Origin of the sequence: Pseudomonas sp. sp1636 (assembly GCF_030376615.1) — a bacterium.
Taxonomy (GTDB): Bacteria; Pseudomonadota; Gammaproteobacteria; order Pseudomonadales; family Pseudomonadaceae; genus Aquipseudomonas.
This window is the reverse complement of sequence record NZ_JARRAB010000013.1, coordinates 93047-107362: the sequence shown is the minus strand read 5'-3', so window position 1 is coordinate 107362 and position 14316 is coordinate 93047. Positions and strand designations below refer to the sequence as shown.

The 14316-nt window shown below is 65.9% G+C and carries 14 protein-coding genes and 1 pseudogene; 4 read left to right on the top strand and 11 right to left on the bottom strand.

The features are described from left to right. Positions 1-314 precede the first annotated feature (314 nt). Positions 315-1031: a UTRA domain-containing protein gene (locus tag P8H27_RS14265; protein WP_289638234.1), complete on the top strand. Its 717-nt coding sequence runs from the start codon at positions 315-317 to the stop codon at positions 1029-1031. 82 nt (positions 1032-1113) lie between these two features. On the opposite strand, the gene P8H27_RS14260 is transcribed toward P8H27_RS14265, so the two are convergent. The 8 genes and pseudogenes from P8H27_RS14260 to P8H27_RS14225 all read right to left on the bottom strand — a co-directional run bounded on the left by P8H27_RS14260 (position 1114) and on the right by P8H27_RS14225 (position 8118). Next, the gene (locus P8H27_RS14260) at positions 1114-1473 is read right to left on the bottom strand and encodes a DUF2220 domain-containing protein (RefSeq protein ID WP_289638233.1); all 360 of its coding nucleotides are present in this window, start codon (positions 1471-1473) and stop codon (positions 1114-1116) included. Further along, entirely contained in the window at positions 1470-1982 is a 513-nt protein-coding gene (locus tag P8H27_RS14255) for a hypothetical protein (protein WP_289638232.1), read from the bottom strand. The genes P8H27_RS14260 and P8H27_RS14255 overlap by 4 nt, the downstream gene beginning before the upstream one ends. A gap of 190 nt (positions 1983-2172) precedes the next feature. Next, positions 2173-2334 (bottom strand): annotated as a pseudogene (locus P8H27_RS14250) (DUF3375 domain-containing protein); the annotation flags it as partial. After that, positions 2258-3346 carry a DUF3375 domain-containing protein gene (locus tag P8H27_RS14245; protein WP_289638231.1) on the bottom strand — a complete coding sequence of 363 codons (1089 nt, stop codon included), beginning with the start codon at positions 3344-3346 and terminating at the stop codon, positions 2258-2260. The gene P8H27_RS14245 and the pseudogene P8H27_RS14250, both read right to left, overlap by 77 nt. A 107-nt stretch (positions 3347-3453) precedes the next feature. Further along, on the bottom strand, positions 3454-4743 hold the full coding sequence (locus P8H27_RS14240) for a M18 family aminopeptidase (protein ID WP_289638230.1): 1290 nt from the start codon (positions 4741-4743) through the stop codon (positions 3454-3456). Between the two features lie 72 nt (positions 4744-4815). After that, complete coding sequence (locus P8H27_RS14235; RefSeq protein WP_289638229.1) at positions 4816-5526, bottom strand: 4'-phosphopantetheinyl transferase; 711 nt, start codon at positions 5524-5526, stop codon at positions 4816-4818. 314 nt (positions 5527-5840) lie between these two features. Continuing rightward, positions 5841-6839, bottom strand: coding sequence for an alpha/beta hydrolase (locus P8H27_RS14230; protein ID WP_289638228.1), 999 nt, complete (start codon positions 6837-6839; stop codon positions 5841-5843). A 280-nt stretch (positions 6840-7119) separates the two neighbouring features. Then, positions 7120-8118 carry an AraC family transcriptional regulator gene (locus P8H27_RS14225; RefSeq protein ID WP_289638227.1) on the bottom strand — a complete coding sequence of 333 codons (999 nt, stop codon included), beginning with the start codon at positions 8116-8118 and terminating at the stop codon, positions 7120-7122. A 169-nt stretch (positions 8119-8287) separates the two neighbouring features. Between P8H27_RS14225 and P8H27_RS14220 the strand changes: the two genes are divergently transcribed. From P8H27_RS14220 to P8H27_RS14210, 3 genes are all read left to right on the top strand, one after another. Continuing rightward, on the top strand, positions 8288-9427 hold the full coding sequence (locus P8H27_RS14220; RefSeq protein ID WP_289638226.1) for an acyl-CoA dehydrogenase family protein: 1140 nt from the start codon (positions 8288-8290) through the stop codon (positions 9425-9427). A 90-nt stretch (positions 9428-9517) separates the two neighbouring features. Further along, entirely contained in the window at positions 9518-11155 is a 1638-nt protein-coding gene (locus P8H27_RS14215; protein ID WP_289638225.1) for an AMP-binding protein, read from the top strand. A gap of 51 nt (positions 11156-11206) precedes the next feature. Beyond that, positions 11207-12388 (top strand): CaiB/BaiF CoA-transferase family protein, encoded by a 1182-nt coding sequence (locus P8H27_RS14210; protein WP_289638224.1) that lies wholly within the window; start codon positions 11207-11209, stop codon positions 12386-12388. 73 nt (positions 12389-12461) lie between these two features. Here the strand turns inward: P8H27_RS14210 and P8H27_RS14205 are convergent, their stop codons facing one another. From P8H27_RS14205 to P8H27_RS14195, 3 genes are all read right to left on the bottom strand, one after another. Further along, a complete protein-coding gene (locus P8H27_RS14205; RefSeq protein WP_289638223.1) occupies positions 12462-13394 on the bottom strand; it encodes a transporter in 933 nt (310 codons plus the stop codon). A 67-nt stretch (positions 13395-13461) separates the two neighbouring features. Next, positions 13462-14073 (bottom strand): VOC family protein, encoded by a 612-nt coding sequence (locus P8H27_RS14200; RefSeq protein ID WP_289638222.1) that lies wholly within the window; start codon positions 14071-14073, stop codon positions 13462-13464. A gap of 97 nt (positions 14074-14170) precedes the next feature. Continuing rightward, a complete protein-coding gene (locus tag P8H27_RS14195) occupies positions 14171-14299 on the bottom strand; it encodes a hypothetical protein (RefSeq protein ID WP_289638221.1) in 129 nt (42 codons plus the stop codon). Positions 14300-14316 lie beyond the last annotated feature (17 nt).

Genomic DNA, 14316 nt, shown 5'->3' with positions numbered 1-14316 from the left:
GCGGTGGAAAGTTCTGGTCTAGATCAGTAAGGCCGGGTCAAGTTAGGCCAGTTAAATGACAGTTTTATGTAGGCGGCTCATTTGCCGATCTGCGAACGCTTCGCCAAACTGGCGAATAACAAGCGTAGACCATGAATAAGCGCCCGATTATTTGCCGTTTTATCCATGCCTCGGCGGTTTTAGGCCCGCCTTGAAAGAGTGTTGTCATGGCTCGGTCATCTAGACTGCTTAACCTTGAAACATGATTGTCGAGGCTGTACGAGCCGTTTCAGGCTCGCAGGCCGATTTGGACTAGTCCAGTTGTGGGGGTCTTGATGGGTGATGCAACGCCACGGGCAGTCACTGCCATCTGCCGGGCCTTAGAGGAACAGATCGAGCATGGCCTGCTGCCTTCCGGCAGCCAGTTGCCGGCCGAGCGCAAGCTTAGCGAGGTGTTCGATACCACCCGCATCACCCTGCGCGAGGCGCTGGGCCAGCTTGAGGCGCAGGGCTTGATCTACCGCGAGGAGCGCCGCGGCTGGTTCGTCTCGCCGCCGCGGGTGGCTTACAACCCGCTGGTGCGCAGCCACTTTCACGCCATGGTCGATGAGCAGGGACGGGTGCCGGCCACCGAAGTGTTGAGCGCGCGGCTGATCCCGGCCAGCGCCGAGATCTGCCAGATACTGGCGCTGCCGGCACTGTCCAGCGTCTACCAGATCCGCCGGGCGCGGCGCATCGACGGGCGCCTGGTGCTGTATGTCGAGCACTACCTCAACCCGAGCTACTTCGCCGGCATTCTCGATTACGACCTGACCCGCTCATTGACCGAACTCTATGCCCGCGAGTACGGCGTTCATTACGGTCGGGTGCGTTTCGATATGGTGCCCACCGCCCTGCACAGCGAAGCGGCGGCGGCCTTGAAGGTGGCGGTGGGCAGCCCGGCGCTACGCATCGTGCGGGTCAATCGCGACCAGCACGGCCGGCTGATCGACTGCGACCTGGAGTTCTGGCGCCACGATGCGCTGCACGTCAGCGTCGAGGTGCCGGAGTGATTCAGCGCCCAGGGTGCGCCGTGCGCACCATCGTCAGGCGGCCGCGTGGCCTCTGGCGGAATGCGTCGCTCGCCTGCCGGTTTCAGAGCCTTTGCAGCGTCTGTTGCAGCCAGCCGAAGCGCACACGCTCCTGTTCGAGGCGCAGGCGTGCACCGAGGCGGTCTTCACGCAGTTCGCGGTAGAGCGCCTGCTCGGCCTCGGTCAAACGGCCGAGCTCGGCGTTGCAGCGCTTGTCGGCCGGCTCCTGGCCCCAGAGCGCCCTATGTTCCAGCAGGGTGGCGCGATCCATCAGCAGCGATTTGGCCTGGGGCAGGTGCGCGCGCAGGCGGTCGAGAATGGCGAAACCGTGGCTGTCGATATCGCCCCAGTAGTGCAGGGGCTGCTGGTGCAGCCAGGGGATGTCGCCGAGGCGTTCCAGGGCGTAACCCTGGCCGAGGATCACCAGCGCCCGCGGCTGGGCGGGAAAGGCCAGGGCGTTGCGTACTGCTCGGCGCGGCTCTGCCGGCGCTGCTGCTCGGCGCTCCTGGCGTGGATCTCGGTCTTGATCGCGGCCAGGCGGTCGCCGCCGTCCTGGGCGATGGCGCGGTTCAGCTCGTCGCGCCGCGCCTGGCCCTGTTCGCGGCGCTCGCCGAGGCGCGCGCCGTCCTGTTCCAGGTTGCTCAGGCGTTTGCCGAGCAACTCGCCCTTGAGTTGGGCGAACCAGGGCGACAGCGCCTCGCGGCAGGCGGTGAAGTGCTCGGCCTCGGCGGCGACCGTGGCGTGGCGCTGGCAGTCCTCGCTTAGCGGACGCAGCCGGGCGATCTGATCCTTGGCCTTGAGCACCGCCTCGTGGGCGCGATTGAGGTCGTCGAAGTGGTTGATCAGCGCGCCGATGCGCGCCTGCATCGGCAGCTCTTCGAGCATGTGTTCGCGGACGAAATCGGTGAGATTGCCCACCGATTTCATCGACACGGTCTGGCTGAACAGCTCCAGGGCCTGCTCGTTGTCGATGCCGAAGCGGCGGCGGAAGGCCGCGCCGTAGGCGGAAAAGCTCTCTTCGAGCGTGATGTTGGGCAGCTCGCGCAGGGCCGAGAGGTCGCTGCCGAAGTTTGTCGTTGGCGGCCAGTTCCAGGTAGGCCACCAGCTCGGCCAGGCCCTGCTGCAGCGGGTGGCGTTGCAGCAGTTCGCCGAGGTTGATCCGCGTCTCGCTCTGCAGGGCGCGGCGGATCTGCCCGAGCAGGCGCGCCTTATCGATCTGTACCTGCTCGAACAGCGCGTCGTGGTCGCCTGCGGGTTCGCCTTCGAGCAGGATCTGCTGCTCGATCCGCGGCTTCAGCGGCGGGCTGTACAGCGGCCGATCCAGGGCCAGGTTGAGCTCGGGGGGGGGCGGCGTCCAGGCTCAACGCCAGCTCGCTCGGCGGGCGTTCGCGCAGCTGCAGAGCCTGACCCTCGATATCGCGCAGCAGGCGCATGATCCGCCGGTTCTCCAGCCAGGCCTGGTCGTCCAGGTAGCGGCGCAGTTGCTCGGACAGACGGGCCACGGTGCGCTGCGCGGTTTCCCCGGCTGCCAGCCAGTCGTAGTGCATGCGCAGCAGGCGCCGGTTCGGTTCCAGGCTCTGCACCGGGGCCAGGGCGAAGACCTGTTGCAGCAGCGCGGAGAGTTCCTCCTGGCGCGCCGGCGACATCAGGAAATCCCAGAAGGCGCGAAAGCTGCGGCCCTGGTCGGAGTCGGCGATGGCCTCGTGCTCGCCGAAGATCTCGCCGATCAGCTCGTCCTTGCTGCCTTCCCAGGTGGCGATGCGCTCGCGCACGGCGCGATCGAGGTCGCGGAAGTTCTGTTCCACCTCGCGAAAGTCCGCCAGCAGGCTGCGGGCGCCGGCGGCAACCTCGAGAAAGCGCTCCTTGACCCGCGTCTCGTCCATCAGTTCGAGCTGGCCGGCGCGGATCTGGGCGATCTCGCTGTCGATGCCGGCCTTGCGCTTCTCCAGCTCATGGATGCGGGTTTCGGGGTCGGTTTCGCTGCCTTCGACCATCTGCTTGAGCAGCTCGAAGATGGTCAGCAGGCGCGACTCGGTGCCGACGAACTGGCGCTTGCCCAGGCTGGTCAGCCATTCGATGGCCTTCTCGCTGGCGGCGCTCAGCTCGAAGTGCGCCTCGTCGCCGCTGGCCGGGTAGTACTTGCGCAGCCAGCCGTTGGCGTTGTCCGCCCATTCGTCGAGGTAGGCCGCGGCCGCCCGCGGAAAGGCCTCGTCGCCCTGGGTCTGGCGCAAGGCGTAGAGGTGATCCTCCAGGCGCGAGGCCAGGCTGTGCTGGTCGAGGCTGCGCAGGTTGGGCACGCGGAAGGTGCGCTAGAGGAAGCTGACGATCAACGGCGCATGGGGCGAACACAGCAGGCGCCAGGCCGGGTGGTGCTGGCGCAGGCCGGCGAGCTGCTGGTAGTCCATCAGGGCAGCTCGGCGCTCGCGTAGAACGCCGTCAGCACCTTGATCAAATGAGCCAGGTCGTGGCTGCCGGCCAGTTCGCGGATCGAGTGCATGGCGAAGGTCGGCAGGCCGATGTCGACGGTGCGCACGCCCAATTGGCTGGCGGTGATCGGACCGATGGTCGAGCCGCAGGCCATGTCGCTGCGCACCACGAAACTCTGCACCGGTACTTCATTCTCCAGGCACAGGTGGCGGAAGAACCCGGCGCTTTCGCTGCTGGTGGCGTAGCGCTGGTTGCTGTTGATCTTGATTACCGGGCCGGCGTTGAGTTTCGGCCCGTGGTTTTCGTCGTGCTTGTCCGGGTAGTTGGGGTGCACGGCGTGGGCGTTGTCGGCGGACACCAGCAGCGAGCGCTGGATGCTGCGCACGAAGCCGTCGCCCTCCGGCAGCACGCGGCGCAGCACCTGTTCGAGCATCGATCCGTCGGCACCGCAGGCCGAGCTGGAGCCGACCTCTTCATGGTCGGTGCAGACCAGCACGCAGGTCTCGATGTCCGGGGCGGCGAGCAACGCCTGCAGGCCGGCATAGCAGGACAGCAGGTTGTCCAGGCGCGCACCGGCGATGAAGTCGCCGTTCAGGCCGATGACCGCGGCGCTCTGGGTGTCGTAGAAGCTCAGTTCATAGTCGAGCACCGCATCGGCATTGAAATCGTGCTCGCGGGCCAGTTGCTCGGTGAGCAGGGCACGGAAGTCAGCCGCTTCCGGGGCGGCCAGCTGCGCCAGAATCGGCGGCAGCTCGGTCTGCGCATTGATCGCCCAGCCTTGGTTGGCCTCGCGGTTGAGGTGAATGGCCAGGTTGGGAATCACCGCGATCGGCGCTTGGAAGTCGATCAGCTGGCTTTCCACCTTGCCGGCCCGGCGGTAGGTCACCCGTCCGGCCAGGGACAGGTCGCGGTCGAACCAGGGCGCGAGCAAGGCGCCGCCATAGACTTCCACGCCCAACTGAAAGAAACCCTGGCGCTGCAGCTCCGGCTGCGGCTTGACCCGCAGGCAGGGGCTGTCGGTGTGCGCGCCGACCAGGCGCAGGCCGCCTTCCAGCGGCGCCCGCTGGCCCAGCTTGAAGGCGATCAGCGAGGAGTCGTTGCGGGTCACGTAGTAGCGGCCGCCGGCTTGGGTGTGCCAGCTGGAACGCTCGTCGAGGTGCAGGTAGCCGGCGGCTTCCAGGCGCTGGGTCAGGCTGGCGGTGGCGTGAAAGGGGGTGGGCGAGGCCTTGAGGAAATCGATCAGGCCTTGATTCAGTTCTTCGCGCATGGGTCACTCCTGGCGGCAATGCGCGGAGTTTATCGGATTTGCCCGGTGCATTGGGCCGTGCGGCGTAACCGATCAGGCCGCAATAGCGACCAGGCTGAGCAGGTAACCGTCGAACTCGACGAATTGGCCATCCAGCCGGCTGCCGGCGGGCCAATCGGGATGCAGGTCGATCAGCAGGCGCAGCTGCGCGTTGCCGGTGTCGTGGCAATCCAGCAGCTCGGCGTCGTGGAAGTAGAAACGGCGCAAGACCAGGGGGTAGAGCGCCTTGAACAGGCTTTCCTTGAGCGAGAAGGTCAGGCTGACGCGCCTTGCGCGTTGCTCGGGTGCCAGGGCATGCAACTGCTGCATTTCGTTGGCGGTGAGAATCTCCGCGGCCAGGCGTTCGGCGCGCGCCGGCGGCAGTGGCTGTTCGACGTCCAGGCCGAGGCCGCGCCAGGCGCTGGCGTGCGCCGCCAGGGCGGCGGCCCAGCCGTTGCCGTGGGTGATCGAACCGCTAACCGCGGCGGGCCATTGCGGTGCGCGGTCGGCGCCAACCGCCGGCACCGAGGCCATGCCGGTCACGCGGCGCAAGGCTTCACGCGCGCACAGGCGGCCGGCGAGGTATTCGGTCTGGCGCTTGGCCACACCGCTGACGGCCGCAATGCCGCTGCGGCTGAAGTCCTCGGCGCCGAGCCGGGCGGGATCGAAACGCGTGCTGATCAGCTGCACGCCGGCCAGCGCCTGCGGCAATGGCCAGTGATCGCTCAACGCGGTGCAGCAAGGGGGCAGGTAGAAGTCGCTCATGCCGGCATTCTGCCGGTTGCCGTGGCAGCCTGCCAGCAGTGTGCGCGTTTACATTTCTTTGCACAGCGACAACAAAGCTACACGAACAGGTAGGTGGATTCTTGCCAGAATGAGCCCGCGTTTCTTCGGGAACGCAGGTGAGGTTTTTGTTGCAAACGGTGCGAGTCGGTTGCGACTTTTCTCTGCGAATGAGTGCGGGAGCCCGATTGGGCTCCCGTTTTTTTTTTGGTTCTGCGCCCGTTAACCGATGCCAACACGCCTCGACGCGAGGCTCCCGCTGTCTCTGCTTGCGCATGGCGCCGGCGCCGCGGTTGCTACAGGCGTGCCAGGCTGAGCCGGCGCGAACCGCTGAGCGGTTCGCGGGCGGCAATGATGCTGCGATCCAGGTCGCCCTTGAGCGTCTCGAACAGATCCCGGGTGAACACCCGGTTGCCGATGAACCAGGAGTGATCCCGGTTGCCGAAAAAACCGTGTGGCTGGTCGTTTGCCTGCCGTGCGGCATCGGCCAATAGCGCCTGGTGATAGGCGCTGCAGTCGATATCCACCGCCTTGCGTGGGGCCGACTCCGGCAGGCCGACGCGGCCGACCCGTGGGGCCACGCCGGCACGTTTGACGTTGGACAGTTTCAGCACGCTGTCGCCGAAGCTGAAGTAGTTGGTCAGGCGTGTGCAGTGGCGGTACAGCGAGTCACTGCTGGCATGCCCAGCGTCGAGCGAGGCGGCCGATACGTCGGCGCCGATAAAGCACAGCTGGCTGATCATCCAGCTGTTGTTTTCCAGGCGTGCATCGTCGGCGTCGTCGAAGGCTTCGCGCACCACATAGGCACCCATGGAGTGGGCGAGGATGTGGGTGTTGACCGCGCAGTCCGGGGTCTGCCTGGCTGCCAGCAGGGCGATCAGGTCGGTGACCAGCTGCATGGCGCTACGCTTGGCGTCGTGGCGGTCTTCCAGATAGCCAATGGCGCGGTTGTCGCTAGGCCAGTCGAAGGACACCAATGCGCCTTTCCAGCCGATGGCGATCAGGTCGGCCTGGAGTCGGCGGTGGCGCTTGAGCACTTCCGCGGCGCTGTTGTTGTAACCGTGCACATAGACCAGGATGTCGCCGCGCTCGGCGCCGGTACGCTCGTCCGTGCCCCAGATCGCCGCGTGCAATAACTGCTGCAACCAGGCCTTGATCCAGGTTGCGCCCATGCGCCCATGGCTGGGCAGCGGCTGCTTGGCATCGACAGGCACCAGCAGCATATGCGAAGGGCCGGGTTCTGCCTCGAAAGCGCCTTGCCTGACGCGGCGGGCGCTGACCACAAAGTCGTTCATCGATGAATGCTCCTGTTTCAGGCGCGTGCTTGCGCTGGGGCGAAAGGGGGCCGCGTGGGCCGATCCTGACACCGGTTTCAGGCTAGACCCTGGTGGGCGAACTGGCACGCATGGGTGGTCGGGAGCGCTGCTCGCTCGTTGGCTAAGCGGCTTGTTCGGCAGGCGCATAACATTTGTGCGCGGCAGCGCGCGCTTGGCTTTGCACGGCCTGTTCTGCTGGCCGCTTGGCGGGCGAGAACGCGGTAAGTTTTGCCAAGGTGAATCCGGGTTGGGCGGCGCCTCAGCTTTCCTGGGCGCGATAGGCGCCCGGGGTCAGCCCGCTCCATTTCTTGAACGCGCGGTGAAAGGCCGAAGGCTCGGAGAAGCCGAGCTGTTCGGCGATGGCCTGGGTCGACAGCTCGTCGCGGCCGAGCAGGTAGATCGCCAGATCGCGGCGCAATTGATCCTTCAGTTCCTGAAAACTCGAACCCTCTTCGCGCAGATGCCGGCGCAGGGTTTGCGGGCTCATGTGCAGGTGCTGGGCGACCGCTTCCAGATCCGGCCAGCTGCTGCAATCGCGGCCGAGCAGGCGCCGGATCTGGCTGCTCAGGCTGTCGCCACCGTCCGGCCGCGCCAGCAGATCGGCGGGCGAGTGTTGCAGGAACTGCTTGAGCGTGCGCTCGTCCTGCAGCAGCGGCATGCTCAGGTAGCGGGCATGGAACAGCAGGCTGGTGCTGCCGGCGGCAAAGCGTCGCGGGCAGGGGAACAGCAGCCCGTACTCGGTGCTGTGCGCCGGCTCGGCATAGCCGAAGGTGGCTTCTTCCAGGCGGATGCGCTGGCCGATCAGCCAACTGCCGAGGCGATGCCAGATCACCAGCAGGCTCTCGACCAGGAAGTGATCGGGATCCAGCAGGTTCGAGTCGTCCACGCTCAAGCGCGCCCAGTCGCCTTCGCGGCTGAGGCTGATGGTCGGGGCTTCGGGGAACAGGCTGTAGAACAGTGCGCCACGGCTCAGGGCCTTCTCCAGGCTGCGGCAGTGGATGATCGCGTGGCACATCATGGCGAAGGTGCCGCGTTTGCTGGCGCTGCGGCCAAAACCCAGGTACTCGTCGTCGAGGCTTTCCCACAGCCGCTGCAGCAGGCGGGCGAATTGCTCGGGGGCCACCCGTGCGCGGGGTTCATCGAGCAGCGCCGGCTGGATGTTCAGCTGACGCAACAGCGCCAGGCAATCGTGGCCATGGCGTTCGGCGCCCCGCAAGGCGGCGCGGACGAAGTGGCTGGCGATGGTGCGTTCGCGCATGGGCGGCTCCTGTTCGGTGTGCCGATGGTAGGCAGGTGCGGCGGATCAGGACAAGCCGTCTGTGCGCGCGAGCGAATGGGTCAATCGAGTCTGAGCGCTGGGGTCATTGAGCGGGCGCGGCGCAGGCGCCTACTCTGCGCAACGAGTTAATTCACCGGGAGTCACCCGCATGCAGCGCATCCATTTCGATACCGAACACGCCATGTTTCGCGAATCTTTCCGGGCTTTTCTGCGCAAGGAAGTGCTGCCGCATCAGGAGGCGTGGGAGGAGGCCGGGGTGGTCAGCCGCGAGGCCTGGCTGAAGGCCGGTGAGATGGGTTTTCTGCTGCCCTGGGCGGACGAGGAATACGGCGGCGCCGGGCTCAAGGACTTCCGCTACGAGCAGATCATGGCCGAGGAGTTGGCCTACATCAACGAGGCCGGCTTCATGCTGCCGCTGCACTCGGCGCTGTGCGGCCCCTATCTCGCCGAGTACGGCAACGCCGAGCAGAAGGCGCGCCTGCTGCCGGGGATCATTCGCGGCGAACTGATCCTCGCGGTGGCGATGACCGAGCCGAGCGCCGGCTCGGATCTCGCCGGCATGCGCACCACGGCGGTGGACAAGGGCGACCACTATGAGCTGAACGGCTCCAAGGTGTTTATCTCCAACGGCCTGCTGGCCGATGTGGTGATAGTCGCGGCGAAGACCGACCCGACCAACAAGCACGCCATGGGCCTGTTTCTGGTGGAGCGCGGCATGCCCGGTTTCGAACGCGGCGCCAAGCTGAAGAAGCTCGGCATGCACAGTCAGGACACCGCCGAGCTGTTCTTCAATAACGTCAAGGTGCCCAAGGCCAACCTGCTCGGCGACGCCAAGGGCGGCTTCTTCTACCTGATGAACATGCTCGCCCAGGAGCGTCTGACCAATGCCTGCGGCGCGGTGGCCGGCGCCGAGGCGGCGCTGCAGACCACCATCGACTACGTGAAGCAGCGCAAGGCCTTCGATCGACCTATTTCGCACTTTCAGAACACCCGCTTCAAGCTGGCCGAGATGCGCACCCAGGTCGATGTGGCCCAGGTCTTCGTCGACCGCTGCGTGATGGATCACAACCAGAAAAAGCTGACCCCGGAAGTGGCCGCCGAAGCCAAACTGTTCACCACCGAACTGCTCGGCAAGGTGGTCGACGAGGGCGTGCAGCTGCACGGCGGCTGGGGCTACATGTGGGAGTATCCGATCTGCAAGATGTACGCGAACGCGCGCATCCAGCGCATCTTCGCCGGCACCTCGGAGATCATGAAGGAGATCATCAGTCGCGGCATGCGGCTCTGACACAGAACTGTACGGTAGAGCAGGGAACGGGCTGACAGCCGACCTGTGCAGGCAATGGCACAGCTAAAACAATAAGAAAAGGACAGCGATATGACCGATCAACTGCCGCTCGAGCGCCTGGCTTACTGGCTGGAGAAACGCCCGGATGCGGTCTGGCTGACTCAACCGGTGAATGGCCAGTGGCACGACTTCACCTGGCGCCAGGTCGATGAGCAGGCACGACGTATGGCCAGCGCGTTGCAGGCGCTGGGCTGTCAGCCCGGCGAGCGGGTGGCGCTGCTGGCGAAGAACTGCGCCGAATGGTTTATCGCCGACCTGGCGATCATGCTCGCCGGCCTGGTCAGCGTGCCGCTGTATCCGTTGCAGTCGGCCGAGAGCATCGCTTATGTGCTGCGCCATTCGCAGTGCAAGGCGATCTTCCTCGGCAAGCTCGATCAGCCGGAAGCCTTCGCCGCCGGTATTCCGCCCGAAGTGATGCGTATCGCCTTGCCGTATCCGACCCTCGCCGCGCAGCATGACTGGGCGAGCCTGCTGGCGGCGCATGCGCCCTTGCAGGTCGGCCACCAACAGACGCCGGATGAGCTGTTGAGCATCCTCTACACCTCCGGCACCACCGGCCAGCCCAAGGGCGTGATGCTCAGCCCGCGCGCCTTTGCCTTCGCCGCCAGCCGATCGGTGCTGGAGATGCAGATCAGCGAGCGCGATCAGTATTTTTCCTACCTGCCGCTGTCCCACGCCGCCGAGCGTTTTCTGGTGCAGATGAGCAGCCTGTACAGCGCGGGGCGGGTGGCCTTCGTCGAGTCGCTGGAGAGCTTCGCCAGCGACCTCAAGCATGTACGGCCTACGGTGTTCTTCTCGGTGCCGCGGCTGTGGACGCGCTTTCAGCAGGGCGTGCTGGCGCAGTTGCCGCAGGCCTGGTTGCAGCGCTTGTTGCGCATTCCTCTGCTCGGTCGGCTGGTGGCGAAGCAGCTGCGCAAGAGCTTGGGGCTGGATCGTGCGCGCATCCTGATCAGCGGTGCTGCAGCCACCCCCAGGGGGTTGCTCGACTGGTACCAGGGCATCGGCCTGACCCTCTGCGAGGGCTACGGCATGACCGAGAATTTCGCCTATGGCACCTTCAATCGGCCCGGTCAGGTGTGTTTCGGTTCGGTCGGCCGGCCCATGCCGGAGAATGAGGTGCGCATCGCCGACAACGGCGAGATTCTGTTTCGCAGCCCCTGCTTGATGCTGGGCTACTATCTGGAGCCGGAAAAAACCGCGCAGACCCTGGTCGACGGCTGGCTGCACACCGGCGATAAGGGGGCGATCGATGCAGCCGGCTACCTGCGGATCACCGGACGGGTGAAGGACATTTTCAAGACCAGCAAAGGCAAGTACGTGGCGCCGGCGCCGATCGAGGGCGAGATCGCCAAGAACCTCTGGGTCGAGCAGGTGTGCCTGATGGGCAGCAATCTGGATCAGCCGTTGGCGCTGATCGAGCTCTCGCCAGTGGCCCGCGAACAGGCCCGTGAACAGGTGGCGGCCGATCTGCAGCAGACCTTACTGCAGCTCAATGCCCAACTGCAGGCCCACGAACGGATTAGTCACTTCGTGCTGGTGCGCGAAGCCTGGACGGTGGATAACGGCTGCATGACCCCGACCATGAAAATCCGGCGTAATGTGCTGGAGGCGCGTTTTGTCGCCGAGTTGGCCAAACTCGATGCCGGGCAGCCATTGCACTGGCAGTGACTGTTGCCTGCGTGCTTTATCCGCATACCGATTTTGCCCCAAGGAGCTGCAATGAACGGCCCGCTGTCTTCGCTGAAGATTCTCGATTTTTCCACCCTGCTGCCGGGGCCTTTTGCCTCGCTGCTGCTGGCCGACATGGGCGCCGAGGTGCTGCGGGTCGAGTCGCCCAGCCGCATGGATCTGCTGCGGGTGTTGCCGCCGCACGATGGCGGCGTCTCCGCCAGCCACGCCTACCTCAACCGCAACAAGCGCTGCATCGCCCTGGACCTCAAGCAGGCCGAGGCGGTGGCCATGGTCAAGCAATTGGTGGCCGAGTACGACATCGTCCTGGAACAGTTCCGCCCCGGGGTGATGGACAAGCTCGGCGTCGGCTATGCCGCGCTCAAGGCGATCAACCCCAGGCTGATCTACGTGTCTATCACCGGCTACGGCCAGACCGGCCCGTACAAGGATCGCGCCGGCCACGACATCAACTACCTGGCCCTGGCCGGCATCGCCAGCTACACCGGGCGCCGCGACAGCGGGCCGCTGCCCTTGGGCGTACAGCTGGCGGACATCGCCGGCGGCTCGCTGCACGGAGTGATGGGCCTGCTGGCGGCGGTGATCCAGCGCCAGGTCACGGGGGAGGGGCAGCAGGTCGATGTGAGCATGACCGACTGCGCCTTCAGCCTGCACGGCATGGCCGGCGCCGGTTACCTGGCCGCCGGCGTCGAGCCGCAGATGCAGAACCAGGCGCTCAACGGCGGCAGCTTCTACGACTACTACCGTACCCGCGACGGGCGCTGGTTTTCGGTCGGCAGCCTGGAGCCGCAATTCATGCAGCAGTTCTGCACGGCGCTCGGCCGTCCGGAGCTGGCTACACGCGGCTTGTCGTCCAAGCCGGAAGAACAGCAGGCGCTCAAGCGCGAGATCGAGATCGAATTCGAGAAGCGCGATTTCGCCGAGTGGAGCCAGCTATTCGCCGGCCTGGACGCCTGCGTCGAGCCGATGTTGAGCCTGGCCGAGGCGGTCGAGCATCCGCAGCTCAAGGCCCGCCAAGTGATCGCCGAAGTGCCGCGCGCGGGTAGCGACCCGCAGCAGCAACTCGCCTGCCCGCTCAAGTTTTCCGCCGGTTTGCCCGCGCCCAGGCACATAGGCGCGGCATTGGGTGCCCACACCGAGGAAGTGCTGCGCGAACTGGGTTATTCGGCCGAGCGAATCGCCGCGCTGAAGGCGGCCAAGGTCGTGGCGTAAGCGGGATGGCGCTTCGCTCCTGAGCGGCCGGCGACCGCATCGGCCTCGCGCCGGCCGCCGAACCCGGCGCCTCTCAGAACACCTGGAGCAGCCGGATATTCAGCCGGCTGTCTTCGCGAAAGCCGTGTTCCACTGCGATGTCCCGGCCGACAGTGGCCGCCAGTTGGGTGTCGGGCAGGAAGAACCAGGCGAAGCCCGCCGACCACTTGCTGCTGCGTTGGCTGTCGTCCAGCCAGCTCTGCTCCATGCGGTTCTCGCCGCCGCTCTGGTGCGACAGGCCGACGCGCAGGTCGAGGTTGTCGCGCAGCGGATAGCGCAGAAAGCCCTGGTACTGGTAGCTGGGTTTCTGTCGATGGGTCCACTTGTGCGCGCCGTAGCTGTGGTTGCGCCCGTAGAAGGTCACGTCGGCCGCCAGATCCAGCGCCAGCTTGGCGCCGAGCCCGGTGACATAGCCGGCCTGCAGATTGAACTTCCAGCGATTCTCGCCGAGGTTCAGCGCCCGCTCGTGGTCGTAGCTGCCGAGCGGGAGGAACAGGTAGGGCGTGATGCCGAAGAAGCGCCGCCGCTCCGGCTGGTTGAGCAGCCAGATCGGCATCGCCAGGATCGGGTCGGCCAGGCCGCTGCTGTCGCCCAGTGCGCCGCCATCGTGACGCCCGTCGAGGCGGCCGAATGGCAGCAGGATCTGCGGTGCGATGCGGTAGCCACCCAGGTCGGTGTAGTGCACCAGCCGCAGGATGCCGATCTGCGAATCCAGCCCGGTCGAACCGGCCTGCTGGTCGCCGTCCCGATAGAGATGGTCGCGCTCCGCGTACTGCAGGTAGAGCAGCCCCAGGGTGGTGTCGGCGGCAGCCGGCACGTAGTCGCCGGCATCCAGATCCAGGGCTTGGGCCGGCCTGCCCCAGGACAGCAGCGCGCCCAACAGCAGCAATCCCCACAGCACTATCCACACTTTCGCATCGACTTGCCGAGCGCCAGGGCGTAGCGGCATTGGCGTATTTGGCAGCATCTTGCCTCCTCGTTTTTCTTGTTTGATTTGAGCGGTGCATTTCTCGTCGACAGCTGGGCTGGCGGGACTATTGCTGCGGCTGGCGTGGGTCCCACAGCAGTCGATCCAGCCCCTGCTCGTACTGCATTCCGCGCGGAAAACTCACCAGCTCCAGCTGCAGGCCCCAGGGCGCCAGGAAGTACACCCAGGTCAGGCCGGCTGCCGGGCCTTCGCGGAAGGTGCTGGGCGTATCGAGCACCCGCACCTGCTGCGACTTCAGGTAGGCGACCGCCGCGTCCATGTCGTCCACGTAGAACGCCAGATGGTGGCCGCCGATGTCGCTGTTGCGCGGCAGCCGGCGGTTCTGATCCGGCGCGCTGTACTCGAAGATTTCCAGGTTGGTGCCGTTGCCGCAGCGAACCATCTGGAAGTCCTTGATCGCGGCGCGCGGATGCACGTTGAGGTGGCGCTCCATCCAGTCGTCGGCGAACTTGAACTCGCCGAAGGTGAAGTAGGGCTCGCAGCCGAGCACCTCGACGAAGAAATCCGTCGCCTGGCGCAGGCTGGGGGCGGTGATGCCGATGTGCTGCAGCCCTTGCACGCCGGGAAGTCCACCGGCCAGGGCCAATGGCGACAGCGCGGCAGCGGCGAGAGTGAGGAGGAAACGGCGCAACAGCTGGGTTGCTGCTTGGAAAGTCATGGCGATACTCCTGGTACAGGATGGGCAAACGGTCGCCCGCCGCAGGCTTGCGCGCCTGCAATGTCGGTCGACTGGGACAGTGGGAAGTGGGCAGCGGTCAGCGGCGGGGTGATCGCCGCACCGCCTGCTGGCTCTGCGGCAAGCCGGGACGGCAAAGCAATGGCCAGGGCTGGCTGTCGGCGCTGCGAGTGGTATCGGTAAAAGGCATCGGGGTGATGGCGGGCATGCTGCATCCTCGTCTTG

What these genes read in the sequence shown, in the direction of transcription:
- P8H27_RS14225 (WP_289638227.1), bottom strand. Translation starts at nt 8,118, where the DNA reads ATGCGCGAACGCACCATCGCCAGCCACTTCGTCCGCGCCGCCTTGCGG.
- P8H27_RS14195 (WP_289638221.1), bottom strand. Translation starts at nt 14,299, where the DNA reads ATGCCCGCCATCACCCCGATGCCTTTTACCGATACCACTCGCAGCGCC.
- P8H27_RS14205 (WP_289638223.1), bottom strand. Translation starts at nt 13,394, where the DNA reads ATGCTGCCAAATACGCCAATGCCGCTACGCCCTGGCGCTCGGCAAGTC.
- P8H27_RS14240 (WP_289638230.1), bottom strand. Translation starts at nt 4,743, where the DNA reads ATGCGCGAAGAACTGAATCAAGGCCTGATCGATTTCCTCAAGGCCTCG.
- P8H27_RS14230 (WP_289638228.1), bottom strand. Translation starts at nt 6,839, where the DNA reads ATGAACGACTTTGTGGTCAGCGCCCGCCGCGTCAGGCAAGGCGCTTTC.
- P8H27_RS14210 (WP_289638224.1), top strand. Translation starts at nt 11,207, where the DNA reads ATGAACGGCCCGCTGTCTTCGCTGAAGATTCTCGATTTTTCCACCCTG.
- P8H27_RS14215 (WP_289638225.1), top strand. Translation starts at nt 9,518, where the DNA reads ATGACCGATCAACTGCCGCTCGAGCGCCTGGCTTACTGGCTGGAGAAA.
- P8H27_RS14235 (WP_289638229.1), bottom strand. Translation starts at nt 5,526, where the DNA reads ATGAGCGACTTCTACCTGCCCCCTTGCTGCACCGCGTTGAGCGATCAC.
- P8H27_RS14265 (WP_289638234.1), top strand. Translation starts at nt 315, where the DNA reads ATGGGTGATGCAACGCCACGGGCAGTCACTGCCATCTGCCGGGCCTTA.
- P8H27_RS14220 (WP_289638226.1), top strand. Translation starts at nt 8,288, where the DNA reads ATGCAGCGCATCCATTTCGATACCGAACACGCCATGTTTCGCGAATCT.
- P8H27_RS14200 (WP_289638222.1), bottom strand. Translation starts at nt 14,073, where the DNA reads ATGACTTTCCAAGCAGCAACCCAGCTGTTGCGCCGTTTCCTCCTCACT.